Origin of the sequence: Paenibacillus aestuarii, from assembly GCF_027789125.1 — a bacterium.
Classification (GTDB): Bacteria; Bacillota; Bacilli; order Paenibacillales; family NBRC-103111; genus Paenibacillus_E; species Paenibacillus_E aestuarii.
Genome location: NZ_JAQFVF010000026.1, coordinates 239,224 through 254,453, shown reverse-complemented (window position 1 = coordinate 254,453; position 15,230 = coordinate 239,224). Strand labels below are relative to the sequence as shown.

Below are 15,230 nucleotides of genomic sequence, written 5' to 3'. Positions count from 1 at the left end.
TCCGGTTTTGCCCAACTACAGACGCTACTCCCACCGCTAACACCGCTCCAGTCCGGTTTTGCCCAACTACAGACGCTACTCCCACCGCTAACACCACTCCAGTCCGGTTTTGCCCAACTACCGACGCTACTCCCACCACTAACACCGCTCCAGTCCGGTTTTGCCCAACTACAGACGCTACTCCCACCGCTAACACCGCTCCAGTCCGGTTTTGCCCAACTACAGACGCTACTCCACCGCTAACACCGCTCCAGTCCGGTTTTGCCCAACTACCGACGCTACTCCCACCGCTAACACCGCTCCAGTCCGGTTTTGCCCAACTACAGACGCTACTCCCACCGCTAACACCGCTCCAGTCCGGTTTTGCCCAACTACAGACGCCAAAAAGTAGCCAAACGAGCAAATCCGCCTCTGTAAGCAGGCAAATCCGGACTAGAGATACATTTACCACCTTCAGCCGCTCTGTAGTTTGGCAAATCCTGACTACAGCTTCTCCGCCGCCACATCACACTAATAAAAAATCCCTGCAGCGCCCCAAATGTCGCTGCAAGGATTTTTTACGCCATCACAGTTCCTAGGCAGACCTTGAATGGCCACTCGCACCTCCTCACTTCTCCTTCAACAGAATCATCACGCCATATGGTGGGAGTTGCACCGTGTGGTTCAACATTTCACCGCTCAAAACGTCCAATGTCATCTGTTTGAGTTGAATTTCCGCCGGGGTATTTCCATAATTCAACAAAAACACATGTTCTGTACGATCCGCAGCACGGATGCCAAGTTCGACCTGTGGCGGGAGCACCAACCACTTCTCGACAGGCGACTTCAAACCCAACCTGCGGACTAGCTCCCCGACGACCGGTTCACTGAAAGCCGCACCATAATACCAGGCTTCCCCTAAACCGATTTTGCGCCTTGTCAATGCAGGCTTGCCTTCATAATATTCGGAAGCGTAGACCGCAACCGTTTCGACATCCGGATTTTCCACTTGCAAAATATCGTTGAACGCCTCCGCCCAACATACCGTCTCCTCAACTGAGACCGGGCGCGAGGCCGAGGCCAAGATCGCCGCCTCAGCCGAAACCGGCGCAGACGCCGCCATCGGCTCCGCATCCGTCCACTTCAAACGCGCCGCCGGAACAGTCCCTTTAACCAGGGTAAAGTCTTCGACCGTTACCCCGCATAAGCTGGCCACAGGACCTGGCATCGGCTCCATCAGGCAGTGTCCTTGCTTATTTTTATAACCTGTGCGTGCGCCAAAAACAATCCTTCCGCCCTGCTCGACAAACTTGGCCAGCAGTTCTGCCGTATCCGCCGTCATCATCGCAGCGTGGGGATAAATTAATGTCCGGTAACGGAGCAAATCCTCCACTGTCGTTTGGCTCCGCATATAAATCACATCCACAGGAATGTGCTGCGCCTGCAGCTGCTTAAACCATGCCCGCTCACTCATCCCCGTCAAAGGTCCGTGCCACTTATCCAGCTCGCCGTCCCATTGATTATCGTAATCGCGCACGATGGCGACATCCGCCTGGAACTTTGTTCCAGCCAACGCTCCGCCCACGGCGGCAAGCTCCCTGCCGACTTGCGCCGCTTCTTGGATGCGGCGATTCGGCCGATTATGGTAATCATTGAGGCCATGCCAATAGATTTCCGTGCCTACCGTAGCCGTGCGCCAGCGAAAATAAAGCAGCATATCCGCACCGTGCAGAATCGACTGGTACGTCCATAAGCGCATCTGCCCCGGACGCGGGGACGCCATCTCGATGCGGTTGACCCAACCGCCCGGACCTGACTGCTGTTCCATCACACAGAAGTTCGGCGATATGGAACGGGTACCGCTCAGATGCAGGCTCCAGGCCCGATCCAGCAGCGGATTGTCCTCACTGCCCGGAAAAATCGTTGAAAATTGCGGATACGAATCGAATGAGAAAAAATCCAGCAATTGCTCAGTCAGCTCATGGCTGTCCAGATGCCCGAACATGCCATTCGTTGTGATCCACTGATTCGGCGCTGTCTCGCGAATAATATCCGTCTGGATTTTGGCGAAGGAAATCGCATTGTCTGAAATGAATCTTTTTTCATCCAACGCTTGATGCGGGTTAGGACTATCCGATACCGTCGGGCGGGTCAAATGCACTTGTTCCCACGCTGTATAGGTCTGATTCCAGAACACGGTGCCCCAAGCCTGATTCAATTCGTCCAAGCTGCCATATCTAGCCTGCAGCCACTCACGAAACGCCTGATGATCCGCCTCCGCATAAAACACATTGATCTCACAATTCAACTCATTATCAATCTGCCAGCCGATGATGGCCGGGTGATCCTTGTAATGCTCCGTCAATTCACGCGTAATTCTGGCGCAAAGCTCCCGATACTTCGGGCTGCTGTAATTATAATGACGCCGAGCGCCATGCTGGTACGTAACCCCGTCTTGCGAGACGTTCAGCACCTCCGGATAGCGCTGCGTCAGCCAAGCCGGCGGTGTAGCCGTCGGGGTACCCATAATGACCTGCAAACCGTACTTGTGTGCCAAATCCAGTGCCCGATCAAACAAGTCAAAACAGAAGACTCCTTCCTCCGGCTCAAAAATAGACCACGCAAACTCCCCGACGCGTATAACAGACATATGCAGTTCACGCATTCTGCGAAAATCATCTTCCCACAGCGACTCCGGCCAGTGCTCCGGATAATAACAAACACCGAGCTGCAAGGCTTGAAGCTTAATTGATTTGCTCATCACATTATGCTCCTAACGATTGTATATTTAACCTTTCACTGAACCGGCGGTTAGGCCACGGATAAAGCTTTTGGAACCGATGGCAAACAGGATCAGCACTGGGAGCGTGCCGAGGGTCAGACCAAGAATTTGCGCCGCCAAGTCAGTGCGGTAAGCCGTTCCAAGCGAATTAATGCCGAGAGGGATCGTGAACAGTTCCGGCTTGTTGATCATAATAAGCGGGAGCAAGTAGTTGTTCCACGACCATAGAAACACAAGCAGAGATAGAGTGGTAATTGCTGGGAAAATAAAGGCGAGGACAATCCGGAAAAACACCCCGATATCCGAACATCCGTCCATTCTGGCGCTTTCCAGCACTTCAGTCGGAACGGCGCCCCGTATAAACTGGGTCATCCAAAAAACACCGAAAGCATTGGCCATCCATGGCAAAATAAGCGGTACCAGTGTGCCCGAAAGGCCGAGACTGCGCATTTCGATGACGTACGCGACAAGGCCTAGCTGTCCAGGGATCATCATCGTCAGCAGAACGCCGGCGAAGATGTTCTTCTTGTATTTAAATTCATGCTTAGCAAAGGCAAAACCGGCGAAGGCACTGACAAAGACCGAAAGCACAGTGCTGGCGATCGAGACGATCAAGCTGTTTAAATAAACGAGATCAAAGCGGCTGTCGGCTACGGTTTTGAAATTTTCGAGCAAATAATTGCCAGGGATGAGCACGATTTTTTGAAACAGATCTTCGTTTTGATATGTCCCCATGATCATCATGATATAAAACGGCAGGAGAGCGAAGATCGAAATCATGGCGATTCCGACTGTGGCCGCCGTTGTCCGCACGTAGCTGCTCATCCTTGCTCCCCCCTTTGAAATCTGGCTCCGAGAAATGAAAACACAGCAATGATCAGACAAAGTCCATAGGCGATGGCTGCGCCAAGTCCGTATCGCGTCGTACTGCCGTAAGCGGTATCGTACATGTTCCAAACGGTCGTCAGACAGCAGCGGTCAGGACCTCCGATGACAGCAGTACTCGAGCCCATGCCTGCACCACCGAGCAGGAGCATCGGTTCCTCCAACAGCTGCAAACCGCCGATAATACCCGTGATCACAATAAATAGCGTAACTGGCTTCAAAAGTGGCAGTGTGATCGACCAGAACGTTTGCAGAAAGGTAGCGCCATCCACTTCAGCTGCTTCATTCAGATCCTTCGGAATATTCGCAAGCCCAGCCAGGTAGAAAATCATCGTGTAACCGAACCCTTTCCAAGATAGCATCAGCACGATGACCATGCGGGCGTAGAACGGGTCGCCAAGCCAGTATATGCCTTCGTCGATCAACCCCAATTGCAAGAGCAGCTTATTCACGAATCCCGCCTGCCAGTCGAACAGCAGATTGAACATCAAACCGACCGCCACTGGCGTCACGATGTAGGGCAAGAAATTAATCAACTGAAAAAAAGCTTTCCACTTGACCCACTTGCTATACAGCAAGGTGGCGATGCCTAAGCCGATAATAATTTGCAACGGCAGTGTCAAAGCCACGAACAGCATCGTATTGCCGACCGATTTAAAAAAGTAGGAATCCGGGTTAAACAGAAACTTGTAATTGTCAAAACCGACGAATGTTTTGCCACTGATTCCGTCCCAGTTCGTCAAGCTGATATACAGCGAGAACAGAATCGGAATGAACCCGAATGCAAAATAAAAAATCAGGTAAGGCGATAGAAAAAAATAGGGCACCCACCTTCTTTTTACGGTATTCATGACGCACACCCCTCAATTGTCGATTGATCGAAGAACGGCTCTTGCAGCCAGCCGCCCCTCGACCTTTACTCATAAAATTTACATTGTAATATTTGGCGCTTTCGCCTTCAGCTCTTTTTTGATTCTGTCCATCGCCTGATCGACACCAAACGAATTATCTTTGGCCAGTGTCTGCAAAATAATGTTCATCACATCGTTAAGCACTAAGTCGTTCACGTTCTCGGATACGTCTTTGGTTTTCGCAGAGATGTCGACGAAGAATTTTTTGCCGATATCCTGATTCCCGAAGCTTGGCCAAGTCCAGTTCGTAAACGATGAATCGTCATACGCCTTTTTATAGTGCGTAAACACGCCATCCTTATGCTGGGATAAAGCGCCCTCTTGTGTCATGGAAGTGAATTCAATCCATTTCCAGGCAAGCTGCGCATTTTTCGCTCCTTTTGGAATGCCGTGTGAAGAGCCGCCGGCGATATAACCGCCTCCAGGGGCAACCATGAGTCCCCAGCGCCCTTCCTTTTTATCATTCGGCGAAATCACATACTGCGGTCCCCATACAGGTGCCATGGCAAAAATGTATTTCTCCTGGCCAAATGTAGCGTTCCAAGCCGGTGTCCATTGATCCAGCTTATCCACGGTGCCGGAATCACGGAATTGAACGAGGCTGGTCACGACTTGCTGCAGCACGCTAGTGTTCAGTTTATCGCCGTCAAAGTAAGAGCCGGACCGCTGACCTTTGATGAAGGTATAGACGTCTCCCAGACCTGGGAACATTTTAACCTTCCCACCGCTTTTCTGGACGATTTCCTTGCCCTTCTCGATGAATGTATTCCAGTCAGGAAGCATCTTCTCCAGCTGTTCCGGATCGTCGGTTCCCAGATATTCCTTAGCAAGCGGCTTCAAATAAGCCATCCCGGCTACGCTCATATCGTCAGGGATTGAAATCAGATGGCCATCTTTCGAAAAGGTAGGGATGTCATAATCGAAGAGCAGCGACTTATCCGCGCTATACGGCGCAGCTTCCAGGTTTTCGAGCACGTTCATGTCAAAAATCTTCGCTTTCTGTCCGCGTTCGATCCGGATCACGTCCGGCAGCTCGCCGCCCGAGGCGATCGTCGTCTGCAGCTTCTTCGTCACATCCGCAGCTGCGACATTGACGCGCTTCATCTTAATATTCGGATATTTCTTGTTGAATTCCGCCAATGCGGTCGGGTGCTCAGGCTCCCATGTCCATAGAACGAATTCACCCTTCAGATCCTCATTGCCCTTGGCGCCTGCAGCTGCGCCGCCGGCTTCCTTGGTTGCACCGCTGGTTGTTGCCTGCGCTGCTGCAGCGGACGTCTCTTTCGCCGCAGGTTTGGCCTCACCGCCGCCAGCGCCACTGCTGCAAGCCGCTAATGAACCCGCCAGCACGATCGTCGACATGGTTGCGCCAAATTGCTTGATCCAATTGTTCCTCATTATTGAATACCTCCCTTTAGCGTGCAACTTACTGTATACGCTTCCAATCATACATGGAACCAAATGTAAGCGTAAACAATACAATCCTACTATTTTGGTCGCAATCCTACATTCGCCTATCGGACTCTTCACTGGATACGCTATACTGTTAATAATCTGGTAATAGGGGTGAGACGTATGAAAGTCATGTTGGTCGACGATGAACCCATTGTGATCGAACATATCAAAGGTCTTATTCCGTGGGAAGCGTGCGGTTACGAAATGATCGCCACCGCCACGAACGGGAAGAGCGCCCTGCGCATCTGTGAAGAGAAACGCCCGGAGATCGTCATTGTTGACATCCGAATGCCGGTCATGGACGGTGTTCAGCTAATCCGAGCCGTTTCCGAAAAACAATTAGGCATCCTATTCATCGTCCTTAGCGCTTATGAAGATTTCAGCGTTGCAAGGCAGGTGATCTCGCTTGGCGGGGTTTCCAGCTATTTGATTAAACATGAAATTGACAGCCACAAGCTGTTGCAAGAATTGAATAAAGCGAAAGCGACCTGGGAATTAGAGAAGAAGCAGCAGCGGATGATGCAAAACGATATGATCAAGGACCTCGTAACCGGAATAGAGCTGAAGCCATCTTCCAACATCGATGGTATGAAGCCCCCTTTCGGCCTGGCGTTGATCCAGAAGGATGCCCCATTCTCGACCGATCACTTGACCAACGTGCACACTGAGCCTGCGCATGCAGCCAAGTGGATCATGGAGATCACGAAGCATTGCGCAGCCAACGAGCATTGGAAGCTGTTGGGCGAATTCCAGACCCACGGGGCACAAATCGTGCTGTTATTTGCCCAGAGAAACAAGGCGGCCTGCGTGCTTCACAGCGAGCTGCAAACGCTTTTACAGTCGGCACAGCAGCACCTCTTCGGTGAATTTAATCGGACCTTTTCCGTCTTCTATACATATGGAGGCCATGATCCGACCTCACTCCCTGCATCGTTTCAACAAGTTGTTGAAGCGGCACGGCATACGATCTTTTGCGGGCGGGAAGCATTGCTCTGTGTGAACGGGCTTCCTCTATCTGTGGAGTCCACTCCCCCGGCTGCCCGCCACATCCGCTTCGATGCGCTCCATGAGAGCTTGGAACAGCAAGACGTCGCGATGATGGAGAAGGCGGTAAAAGAGCTTTTTTCTCGCATTCGCAAGCCCAAATGGGACTTGCGTGGATTATACGATACGATTGGCGGCCTGACCAACGTTATTCAAGAACCTGCAGCCCAATTTGGCAGGATGGATACTGATATTTTCGACGTGAAGCTCTATGACCCTGTCTATCAGATGGACGAACTCATCGAACGGTTTATTCAGCACCTGCGAGAGCGCCTCACTTCAATGAACGAGATTGGCCCGTTATCTGGCAAAATGCAGCGAGCGCTTCGTTATATTCATGAGCACTATCATGAAGAAATCAGTATCGACGACGTCTCGTATGCCATCGGGATTAGCCCCTCCTACCTGCATCAATTGTTCAAAAAAGAAATGGATCGAACATTTCTGGACTATGTAACCGAGCACAGAATTCAGCAGGCCAAACGGATTTTGCGGCAAGAAGATGCAAAAATTACAGATGTCGCCGCAAGAATCGGCTATCGATCGCCTCAGCATTTTACCCAAGTATTCAAAAAAGTGACCGGACTCCTTCCCCATCAATATCGAGAGGCGGGAAGCCGGCTATGAGAAGTTTGCGCTCTGTCATTCTGATTCGGTTAGTCATCGTAGCTGCTGTGAGTTTCCTGCTAGCCGCAGGCTTTACCTATTATTTTTATCAAAAAATTCTCCTCAAACAAATGATCCATGACGATGACACTAAACTTGGCCAGACGGCCAGGCAGCTGCAGTATATGTCGGATGATATCGTTAAGTTCGCTTCTTCCTTAATCATTTCCAATCAATTGCAGTTGTTTTTTAACCAATATGGACAAATGGATACTTTCGACAAGCTCTCGCTCCTCCAGGATACGTTCAGCTATTTGGACGAGAATAAAGGACTGCGCAAGGAAGTGATGAGCTTCGCGCTTGTGATGCCTAGTGGCGAATCGTTTTACAGCGAGGCTAGATATGACAACTACATGAATGATCGGATGAAAGAAGCGTGGTATCAAAATTTTGTGGCTTCGGGGCAATTAGGCGGCTTTACGGAGCCTCATCAAATTTTTTTTAATGCGGTGACGCAGAGCAATACCATCAGCTACATCGTCAACGTGAAGGATGTCCAGCAATCGGGGCGCACGATCGGGCAATTGATTCTGAATTTGGACTACAGCAGTTTCGAGTCCTTACTTACGTATGGGAGCACGGATTTTGACGGGTTCTTATGGGCGAATGACAGCAATCATATTATCTATGAGAAAAAACTGCGGCAACCCGACTCCACAGACGAGGAGCTGTTTAAACGCGAGGCTTTATTGCACAAAGAGGAAGGGATACAAGCAATAAATGGCGGTTACTTGCTGGTCAATCGCTTCTCTGGGAATAACTGGAGATTGATCTCGTATACATCCCATCAAACATTAATAGAGCGTGGGAGAATCGTGATCTATTTGCTTGCCATTTTCTCGCTTGCCAGTACGATTCTCATTCTCGTCCTGATCATGCCCGCTATTTTCCGCATCACGAGACCTATTATGCGTCTTTACCATGCTATGAATGCTGTCTCCAGCGGGAACTTGCAGACGTCCGTTACGATCCAAACAGGCGATGAGCTGGAGAAGTTGGGGCAAGGCTTTAATCGCATGATCGAACAGCTCCGCATGGACATGGAAGAATCGATCCGCTACGAGCAAGAGAAACGGGAGCTGGAGCTGGAACTTCTCCTCTCCCAGTTGAATCCGCACTTCGTCTACAACACGTTGAACGCTGTCATTTACATGGCCCAAAAGCAAGGCAACGAAGATGTCGTCCGCATGGTCGCTTCCTTTATCCGCATCCTGCAGGATGCTGTGCGAATGGGCGACGGACATGCCCTCATCCCGCTGCGAGAGGAAATTAGCATTTTGCGGGATTACGTGGCCATTCAATCTTATCGTTACCTTGACATTTTTGAAGTGGTGTGGGACATTGACGATCAATGGCTGGATTGTTTAATTCCCCGCAACCTTCTTCAGCCCTTTGTCGAAAATGCGATCTTCCACGGCATCTGCCCGAAGGATGCTAAAGGCACGATTCGCATATCCGCAACCGCCAATAGCGGCATCTTAACGCTTATCGTGGAAGACAATGGCATCGGCATCGAAGCGGAGCAGCTCACCGCAATCTGGGACAAGGGCGTCAACAAAGACGGCCCCGGGATCCGGCATATCGGCTTATCCAATACGAAAAAACGATTGGAACACTTGTTCGGCAGGCAAGCCGTCCTGCAGATCGACAGTCTGCCTGACGCAGGGACGACGGTGCAGGTGAGCATTCCTGAGCGGTATGGGTGAGGCGGGGAGTGCCTGGTGGGTCCCCTCCCAGCTTTTTGCCGATTTCGTTAGATTCGCCCGACAGGGTGAATTTGACCCAACCGAAGGACTTTTTATTTAAAAATGATATAGATTAAGCATTTCCGAATCCAAATAGGGTGTGGTTTTCATGGAAAGAGTCAAATATTCGAGAATGAGGATGCCTATAAATATAAAAAGCATTCAGAACTTCCTACAAAGTTCCATAATGAATATAGCGTCTTTTAATAGGGGGGCATTTTTACTTTCTGGGAATTTGTTAAATAAATGTGAAAATAATGGGGGTAAATCTTTAATTTGTTAAGTGTAATGTATGCGCTTACCTTATATAATTTGTTTAGACAAGATCAGTTTTCTTGTGGTTATTAAAGAAATGTTAGAGAAGGTTTTTGAAAAAGAAAATCCTTTCTCAGGAGGAGGTTGCAGGCAGAAGTTCGCGGAATATGACACGGGATAAGTTATCTGCATCAAAGAAAAACAACCGTTGTGACAAATAAAAATATTTTGGGAGGTAGGATTATGTTTAAATTTAACAAGAAAATGTTGACGTTAGTTATGGCAGCTACAGTGGGCTGCACCAGCTTATTTACAGCATCTGCTAGTGCAGCGACAGACTACTGGCAAAATTGGACCGATGGTGGCGGGACAGTTAATGCTACGAATGGATCTGGTGGCAATTACAGCGTTTCATGGACAAATTCCGGGAACTTTGTTGTTGGTAAAGGCTGGGGTACCGGATCGGCATCTAGGACAATTAACTACAATGCCGGCGTCTGGTCGCCGTCTGGCAATGGGTATTTGTCTCTCTATGGATGGACGAGAAACTCACTCATAGAATATTATGTCGTTGATAGCTGGGGCACCTATAGACCTACTGGGACGTATAAAGGCACTGTGACCAGTGATGGGGGCACATATGACGTATATACGGCTACGCGAACCAACGCACCTTCTATTGACGGTACTGCAACTTTCACCCAGTACTGGAGTGTCCGTCAGTCGAAGAGAGCGACGGGAAGCAACGTTGCTATCACTTTTAGCAACCACGTTAACGCATGGAAGAATTACGGAATGAACTTGGGAAGCAGTTGGTCTTACCAGATATTGGCGACAGAAGGGTATCAAAGTAGTGGTAGCTCTAACGTAACGGTGTGGTAACAGGTCACCTGCAAGCAAGGCAACTGACGGCCGCCTGACCGTCTCCAGAAGTTTTTCCGTATAAGGCCTGCCGCTTCACAGCCGGCGGCCTTATATATTTCAAGAAACGAGCCTATATATGACTTGAGTAAGAATTGGGGGCAGGCCGCTGGTCGTTATGCGCTAGCTTGAGCCTGACCCGTCAGCCCGTATGCATTGCGGGATTGTATCCCCGCAAGACGAACGTGCCGGTGGCGCGTGTTGTAGGCCGTCACGGCCTATAACTTTTCCTATCCGTTTAAAGGAGATATATCAATGAGAAAACTACTATTTTTCCTTTTAGTAGCAATCGTGGTTGTTGTCAGCGCTTGTTCGCAAGAAGTAAAGTCTGATAACTTTGTATTAGTTAAAGGCGGGACTTTTATGAACACAAAGTCCAACTACTATGGAAAAAGTGTAACAATGCCGAACTTTTATATCGGCAAGTATGAGGTCACTCAAAAAGAGTGGTTGGAGGTAATGGGAAGTGATCCTTCCAAATTCAAAGGCGACAATTTGCCGGTGGAAATGGTAAGCTGGTATGACGTTGTGGAGTACTGTAATAAAAGGAGTACGAAAGAGGGTTTAAAACCGTATTACAATATAGATAAGAATAAAAAAGACCCGAATAATAAGAGTGATAACGACAATATAAAATGGACAGTAACGATCAATGAGGGGGCTAATGGTTATCGATTGCCGACAGAAGCCGAGTGGGAATATGCTGCTGGCGGAGGTCAGATGAGCAAGAGTTATACTTACAGCGGAAGCAATAATGCAGATGAAGTAGCATGGTATTGGAAAAATGCTGGAGATAAGTACTTATCAGGAGATTGGAACTGGCCTATCATAGAAAACAACAACAATCAAACAAAATTTATCGGTGTCAAGAAACCCAACGAGTTAGGACTTTACGATATGTCAGGAAATGTTAGGGAATGGTGCTGGAACTGGTTCGGAGACTCGGACAGCAATAGCGGTTCTTACCGGGTTGCGAAGGGCGGCGGTTGGATCGGCGACGTCAGCAACGACGAGTCATCTTTTCGAGGCAAGTTCGAAGCGAATGGCATTGGACCCGATCAAGGTTTTCGTGTGAGTCGCAGCGAGTAGCAAGCTGCGACTCAAGCGCTTCACGGTGCCGATCAAGCAATAAGCCAAGCTAAACCCTTTACGGTCTGTTCAACGATGTAAAGGTTTTTTTGCTTTCCATCCAAATCATAGAATTTCACCCGTTCATTAGAGAAATTATCCCCTATGATGACTTCTGTACGGTCTCTTGCTTTTGATGCAGGCTGCTGTCAATCCCCCACAGTTCCCCATCCCACCGTTCAACGTTTAACACCGATTGCGGTGAATCACGAGGTGGGGCAAGCGCTAATCTCCGAGATGCGGTGGTATGACCACTATTTGCTGAGTGGTCAAGCGGATCGGAGTGCCTATCCATTTAAGATTCTCACAACAATAAAGCACGCAAGATCATCATCTCGCGTGCCTCGATACTTACTTCCAATAGCGCCTCGATACGCAATGCTCCTTGGCTAACTTCATCGTACTCATATCGATAAGTTCGATACTTTTAATCGTTTCGGGCGAATGAAGCATCTGATTGTTGCCGGCGTAGATCCCAACATGGTGAATCGCTCCCTTGCCCTCATCATAAGCAAAGAAGAGCAAATCGCCCGGCTCCAGCGCTTCCTTCTCAACAAGAGTCCCCTGTTTGGCTTGATCCGAAGCATCCCGCGGAATGATAATCCCAAAATATTTGTGCATGGAATATGCAAATCCCGAGCAGTCGAAGCCATAAGAGGACATGCCTCCCCATAGATAAGGCAGACCAAGAAACCTCTGCCCTTGTTCTACGATCGCCTGCCCAATGTGTTTCACTCCAGCTTGGGGAGCTTGGAAGACATTGCCATTGCCGTTGCCACTACCATCGCCGACATCATCGCGCAACCGTACATCATCCGCTTTTACATACCCCATCCCCGTCGGCGTCTGTACACTCACCACATCTCCCGATTGCTTTAGCCAAGGAAGAGAGGTCAGGTAGCTCAGCTCGATCAACGGTTCAGATAGGGTGCTATCCTTAAACAACCATGTTTTATCCGCGATCACTACTGCTCGCTGCGAGTCAACTGGGGCCTCAACAGCCTCCACTAATTGGCAGCTGGGTACCCAACCGGGATAGCCCAACGGATCCTTCCGCGTTCCCTGTAGGGAAACGAGCACCTTGCTCCAACCGTCACTTTCTTCCGTAACAAGCACACTTGCACCATAAAGCACTTGGGTTTGCACCCGGTTCGCCAGACACAAATCCAGCTTATCGTCAAGCGTCATGCACCCCAGCCAAGCTCTGATGTCCGCCGGGTTCTTCAATACAGGCCCATCCATAGGGCGTGGAGAATCAGGGTTCGTCCAAACCATTGCGACAGGAACAGCGACCGTCATCTTTTTCAGCATATCGTCATGACCCCACTACGCTCTGGCTGCCGACGACGTCAAGAATGCCAAGTCCCGCGACTTTGGGGAAGGTCATCACCCGTCCGTCATACTGCACACCGCCAACGACAATATCATGCTGCATCATTAATGGCGCATCGAAATCGCAACGGGTAATATTTTTCTTACTCGCAGCAAGATGGGCTGCCGCTGTTACAGCCACGCGGGATTCGATCATGCTGCCGACCATACACTCGACGCCGAACTCTTCAGCGATATGGTTAATGAGCTGCGCTTTATAGATTCCGCCGGATTTCATCAGCTTGATATTAATCAGGTCGGCCGCGCGCGTTTTCAGCACCTCGAAGGCTTGAAGCGGAGAAAATACACTCTCATCGGCCATAATCGGCGTCTCCACATGGTCGGTTACCATTTTCAAACCTTCAATGTCCCCAGCCTTCACCGGCTGCTCGATCAGCTCAATATCAAGCCCTAAGTCCTCCATCCGGCGAATCGTGCGGATGGCGTCCTTCACCTGCCAGCCCTGGTTCGCATCGACGCGAATTTTCACACCGCTGCCTACGCAGCTGCGGATTTCTTGCATTCTTTCAATATCCGCTTGCAAGTTATCCTTGCCAACTTTAATCTTCAGCACATTGAAGCCTTCTTGCACGTAACGCATGGCGTCTTCGCCCATTTCCTTCGGCGAATTGACGCTGACCGTGAAGTCCGTTTCTATCTGATCCTTGTAACCGCCGAGGAATTGATATAAAGGCAGCCCGCAGTTCTGTGCGACCAGATCATAGATGGCCATATCTACGGCGGCTTTCGCACTGCTGCTGCCAATCATCGATTGATGCATCTCTTGCAAAATGCGCTCGTAAGCTAGCAAACTTTTTCCCACTAGTAAAGGTTTGAACGTATGTACGATAGCCGCTTGGATACTATCCAAGCTGTCCCCTGTAATAACAATCGTCGCAGGCGCCTCCCCCCAACCGACTCGGCCGTCGTCGGTCTGGATGCGCACGATGATCGACTCTGTATGATAGACGGTGCGCAGCGCTGTTTTAAACGGCTTTTTGAGCGGAGTCGACTGCCGCATGACTTCAACACTTTGAATAATGTTCATAGTGGTTGCCTCCTGAAAGTTTGTGCTGCTCGGATAGCGTTAGGGACCCAAGTTTATGCTTCTACTCCGGATTCCGCGCAAACCAACAGCTTCTCGTAGGTGCTCATTCTTGCTTCGATACCGATAGGGACGGCAATATTCGGCGAGCAGTGGCCGATTTTAAATCCGGACAGTGTCGGCTTCCCCGCAGAAACGATGTGATCGTGAAAAATTTGCTCTAACGTCAGCGATACCTTACGTTTTTGCGGTACGCAATTATTGAAATCACAAATCAGAATACCAGCTGCATCGGCAAATTTCCCTGCTTGCTTGAGCTGATTCAGCATTCGATCCAGGCGATACGGCTCTTCGTCGATATCTTCCATAAATAGAAGCCTTCCCCTCGTATCCAGCTCATAAGGCGTTCCGAGTGTGCTGACGATTAACGAAATGTTCCCTCCGACAATCGGCCCGACGGCTTCTCCCTCTACCAGCGTTTGCAAGCGGGAAACTTCTTCGGTATAGCGCAGAATGGACGGTCGAAGGAGCGTCTCGTAATTTTGCAGCGTCAGCGGATTCACATCTTTTTCCAAATCGATTAACATCGGTCCGTGAAAAGTAACCAAACCCGCATATCGGCTAATCGCCGCGTGCAAAAACGTAATATCGCTATAGCCCCAAAATACTTTGGGATTCGCTCGAATGAGCTGATAATCCAGCAAATTCGCGATTCTTCCGGAACCGTATCCGCCGCGTGCACAGATAATCGCTTTGATTTCAGGATTGGCGAACATCGCGTTCAACTCCGCCGCGCGCGCCTCATCCGTTCCGGCCAAATAGCCGTGCTGCATCGATAACGTATCGCCCAGGCGAACCTGCAATCCCATGTTCTCCAGCATGGCTGAAGCGGCTTTCACCTGCTCGATGTCGACCCAGCTTGAAGGGGCTGTAATGCCCACCGTATCGCCTAGACATATTCGCCGAGGCTTGATAAGTTCAACCATCACCTACACCCTCCCATGATGCGATGAAAAAAAGGGAGGAGCACCTCTTACAGGTGC

General features: G+C 49.8%; 12 protein-coding genes. 4 read left to right on the top strand and 8 right to left on the bottom strand.

The genetic code is table 11. From position 1 onward, the window contains the following. The 5 genes from O9139_RS12520 to O9139_RS12500 all read right to left on the bottom strand — a co-directional run. The coding region (locus O9139_RS12520; RefSeq protein WP_270879807.1) for a hypothetical protein at window positions 1-187 on the bottom strand (187 nt) is incomplete at its 3' end. A 420-nt stretch (window positions 188-607) separates the two neighbouring features. Then, window positions 608-2,740, bottom strand: a complete 2,133-nt coding sequence (locus tag O9139_RS12515) for a beta-galactosidase (protein WP_270879806.1) — start codon at window positions 2,738-2,740, stop codon at window positions 608-610. A 27-nt stretch (window positions 2,741-2,767) separates the two neighbouring features. Beyond that, a complete protein-coding gene (locus O9139_RS12510; RefSeq protein WP_270879805.1) occupies window positions 2,768-3,586 on the bottom strand; it encodes a carbohydrate ABC transporter permease in 819 nt (272 codons plus the stop codon). Then, window positions 3,583-4,497 carry a carbohydrate ABC transporter permease gene (locus O9139_RS12505; RefSeq protein WP_270879804.1) on the bottom strand — a complete coding sequence of 305 codons (915 nt, stop codon included), beginning with the start codon at window positions 4,495-4,497 and terminating at the stop codon, window positions 3,583-3,585. Before O9139_RS12505 ends, O9139_RS12510 begins: the two co-directional genes overlap by 4 nt. A 78-nt stretch (window positions 4,498-4,575) precedes the next feature. Beyond that, window positions 4,576-5,955 (bottom strand): ABC transporter substrate-binding protein, encoded by a 1,380-nt coding sequence (locus O9139_RS12500; protein ID WP_270879803.1) that lies wholly within the window; start codon window positions 5,953-5,955, stop codon window positions 4,576-4,578. A gap of 177 nt (window positions 5,956-6,132) precedes the next feature. Here O9139_RS12500 and O9139_RS12495 point away from each other — a divergent pair, with 177 nt between their 5' ends. From O9139_RS12495 to O9139_RS12480, 4 genes are all read left to right on the top strand, one after another. Next, window positions 6,133-7,683 (top strand): response regulator transcription factor, encoded by a 1,551-nt coding sequence (locus O9139_RS12495; RefSeq protein ID WP_270879802.1) that lies wholly within the window; start codon window positions 6,133-6,135, stop codon window positions 7,681-7,683. After that, entirely contained in the window at window positions 7,680-9,428 is a 1,749-nt protein-coding gene (locus O9139_RS12490; RefSeq protein WP_270879801.1) for a sensor histidine kinase, read from the top strand. The genes O9139_RS12495 and O9139_RS12490 overlap by 4 nt, the downstream gene beginning before the upstream one ends. 537 nt (window positions 9,429-9,965) lie before the next feature. Then, a complete protein-coding gene (locus O9139_RS12485) occupies window positions 9,966-10,604 on the top strand; it encodes a glycoside hydrolase family 11 protein (protein ID WP_270879800.1) in 639 nt (212 codons plus the stop codon). 294 nt (window positions 10,605-10,898) lie between these two features. Beyond that, complete coding sequence (locus O9139_RS12480) at window positions 10,899-11,732, top strand: formylglycine-generating enzyme family protein (protein ID WP_270879799.1); 834 nt, start codon at window positions 10,899-10,901, stop codon at window positions 11,730-11,732. Between the two features lie 390 nt (window positions 11,733-12,122). Here the strand turns inward: O9139_RS12480 and O9139_RS12470 are convergent, their stop codons facing one another. The 3 genes from O9139_RS12470 to O9139_RS12460 are packed head-to-tail and all read right to left on the bottom strand — an operon-like array spanning window position 12,123 to window position 15,173. Further along, a complete protein-coding gene (locus O9139_RS12470; protein ID WP_270879798.1) occupies window positions 12,123-13,082 on the bottom strand; it encodes a C40 family peptidase in 960 nt (319 codons plus the stop codon). Window positions 13,083-13,086: 4 nt separating this feature from the next. Beyond that, window positions 13,087-14,190, bottom strand: a complete 1,104-nt coding sequence (locus tag O9139_RS12465; protein ID WP_270879797.1) for a dipeptide epimerase — start codon at window positions 14,188-14,190, stop codon at window positions 13,087-13,089. Window positions 14,191-14,243: 53 nt separating this feature from the next. Then, on the bottom strand, window positions 14,244-15,173 hold the full coding sequence (locus tag O9139_RS12460) for a S66 peptidase family protein (RefSeq protein WP_270879796.1): 930 nt from the start codon (window positions 15,171-15,173) through the stop codon (window positions 14,244-14,246). Window positions 15,174-15,230: the final 57 nt, after the last annotated feature.

Bases quoted from the DNA above. Each gene is read 5' to 3' on its own strand.
- O9139_RS12515 (WP_270879806.1), bottom strand. From the start codon at position 2,740: ATGAGCAAATCAATTAAGCTTCAAGCCTTGCAGCTCGGTGTTTGTTAT.
- O9139_RS12460 (WP_270879796.1), bottom strand. From the start codon at position 15,173: ATGGTTGAACTTATCAAGCCTCGGCGAATATGTCTAGGCGATACGGTG.
- O9139_RS12500 (WP_270879803.1), bottom strand. From the start codon at position 5,955: ATGAGGAACAATTGGATCAAGCAATTTGGCGCAACCATGTCGACGATC.
- O9139_RS12510 (WP_270879805.1), bottom strand. From the start codon at position 3,586: ATGAGCAGCTACGTGCGGACAACGGCGGCCACAGTCGGAATCGCCATG.
- O9139_RS12495 (WP_270879802.1), top strand. From the start codon at position 6,133: ATGAAAGTCATGTTGGTCGACGATGAACCCATTGTGATCGAACATATC.
- O9139_RS12485 (WP_270879800.1), top strand. From the start codon at position 9,966: ATGTTTAAATTTAACAAGAAAATGTTGACGTTAGTTATGGCAGCTACA.
- O9139_RS12490 (WP_270879801.1), top strand. From the start codon at position 7,680: ATGAGAAGTTTGCGCTCTGTCATTCTGATTCGGTTAGTCATCGTAGCT.
- O9139_RS12505 (WP_270879804.1), bottom strand. From the start codon at position 4,497: ATGAATACCGTAAAAAGAAGGTGGGTGCCCTATTTTTTTCTATCGCCT.
- O9139_RS12465 (WP_270879797.1), bottom strand. From the start codon at position 14,190: ATGAACATTATTCAAAGTGTTGAAGTCATGCGGCAGTCGACTCCGCTC.
- O9139_RS12480 (WP_270879799.1), top strand. From the start codon at position 10,899: ATGAGAAAACTACTATTTTTCCTTTTAGTAGCAATCGTGGTTGTTGTC.
- O9139_RS12470 (WP_270879798.1), bottom strand. From the start codon at position 13,082: ATGCTGAAAAAGATGACGGTCGCTGTTCCTGTCGCAATGGTTTGGACG.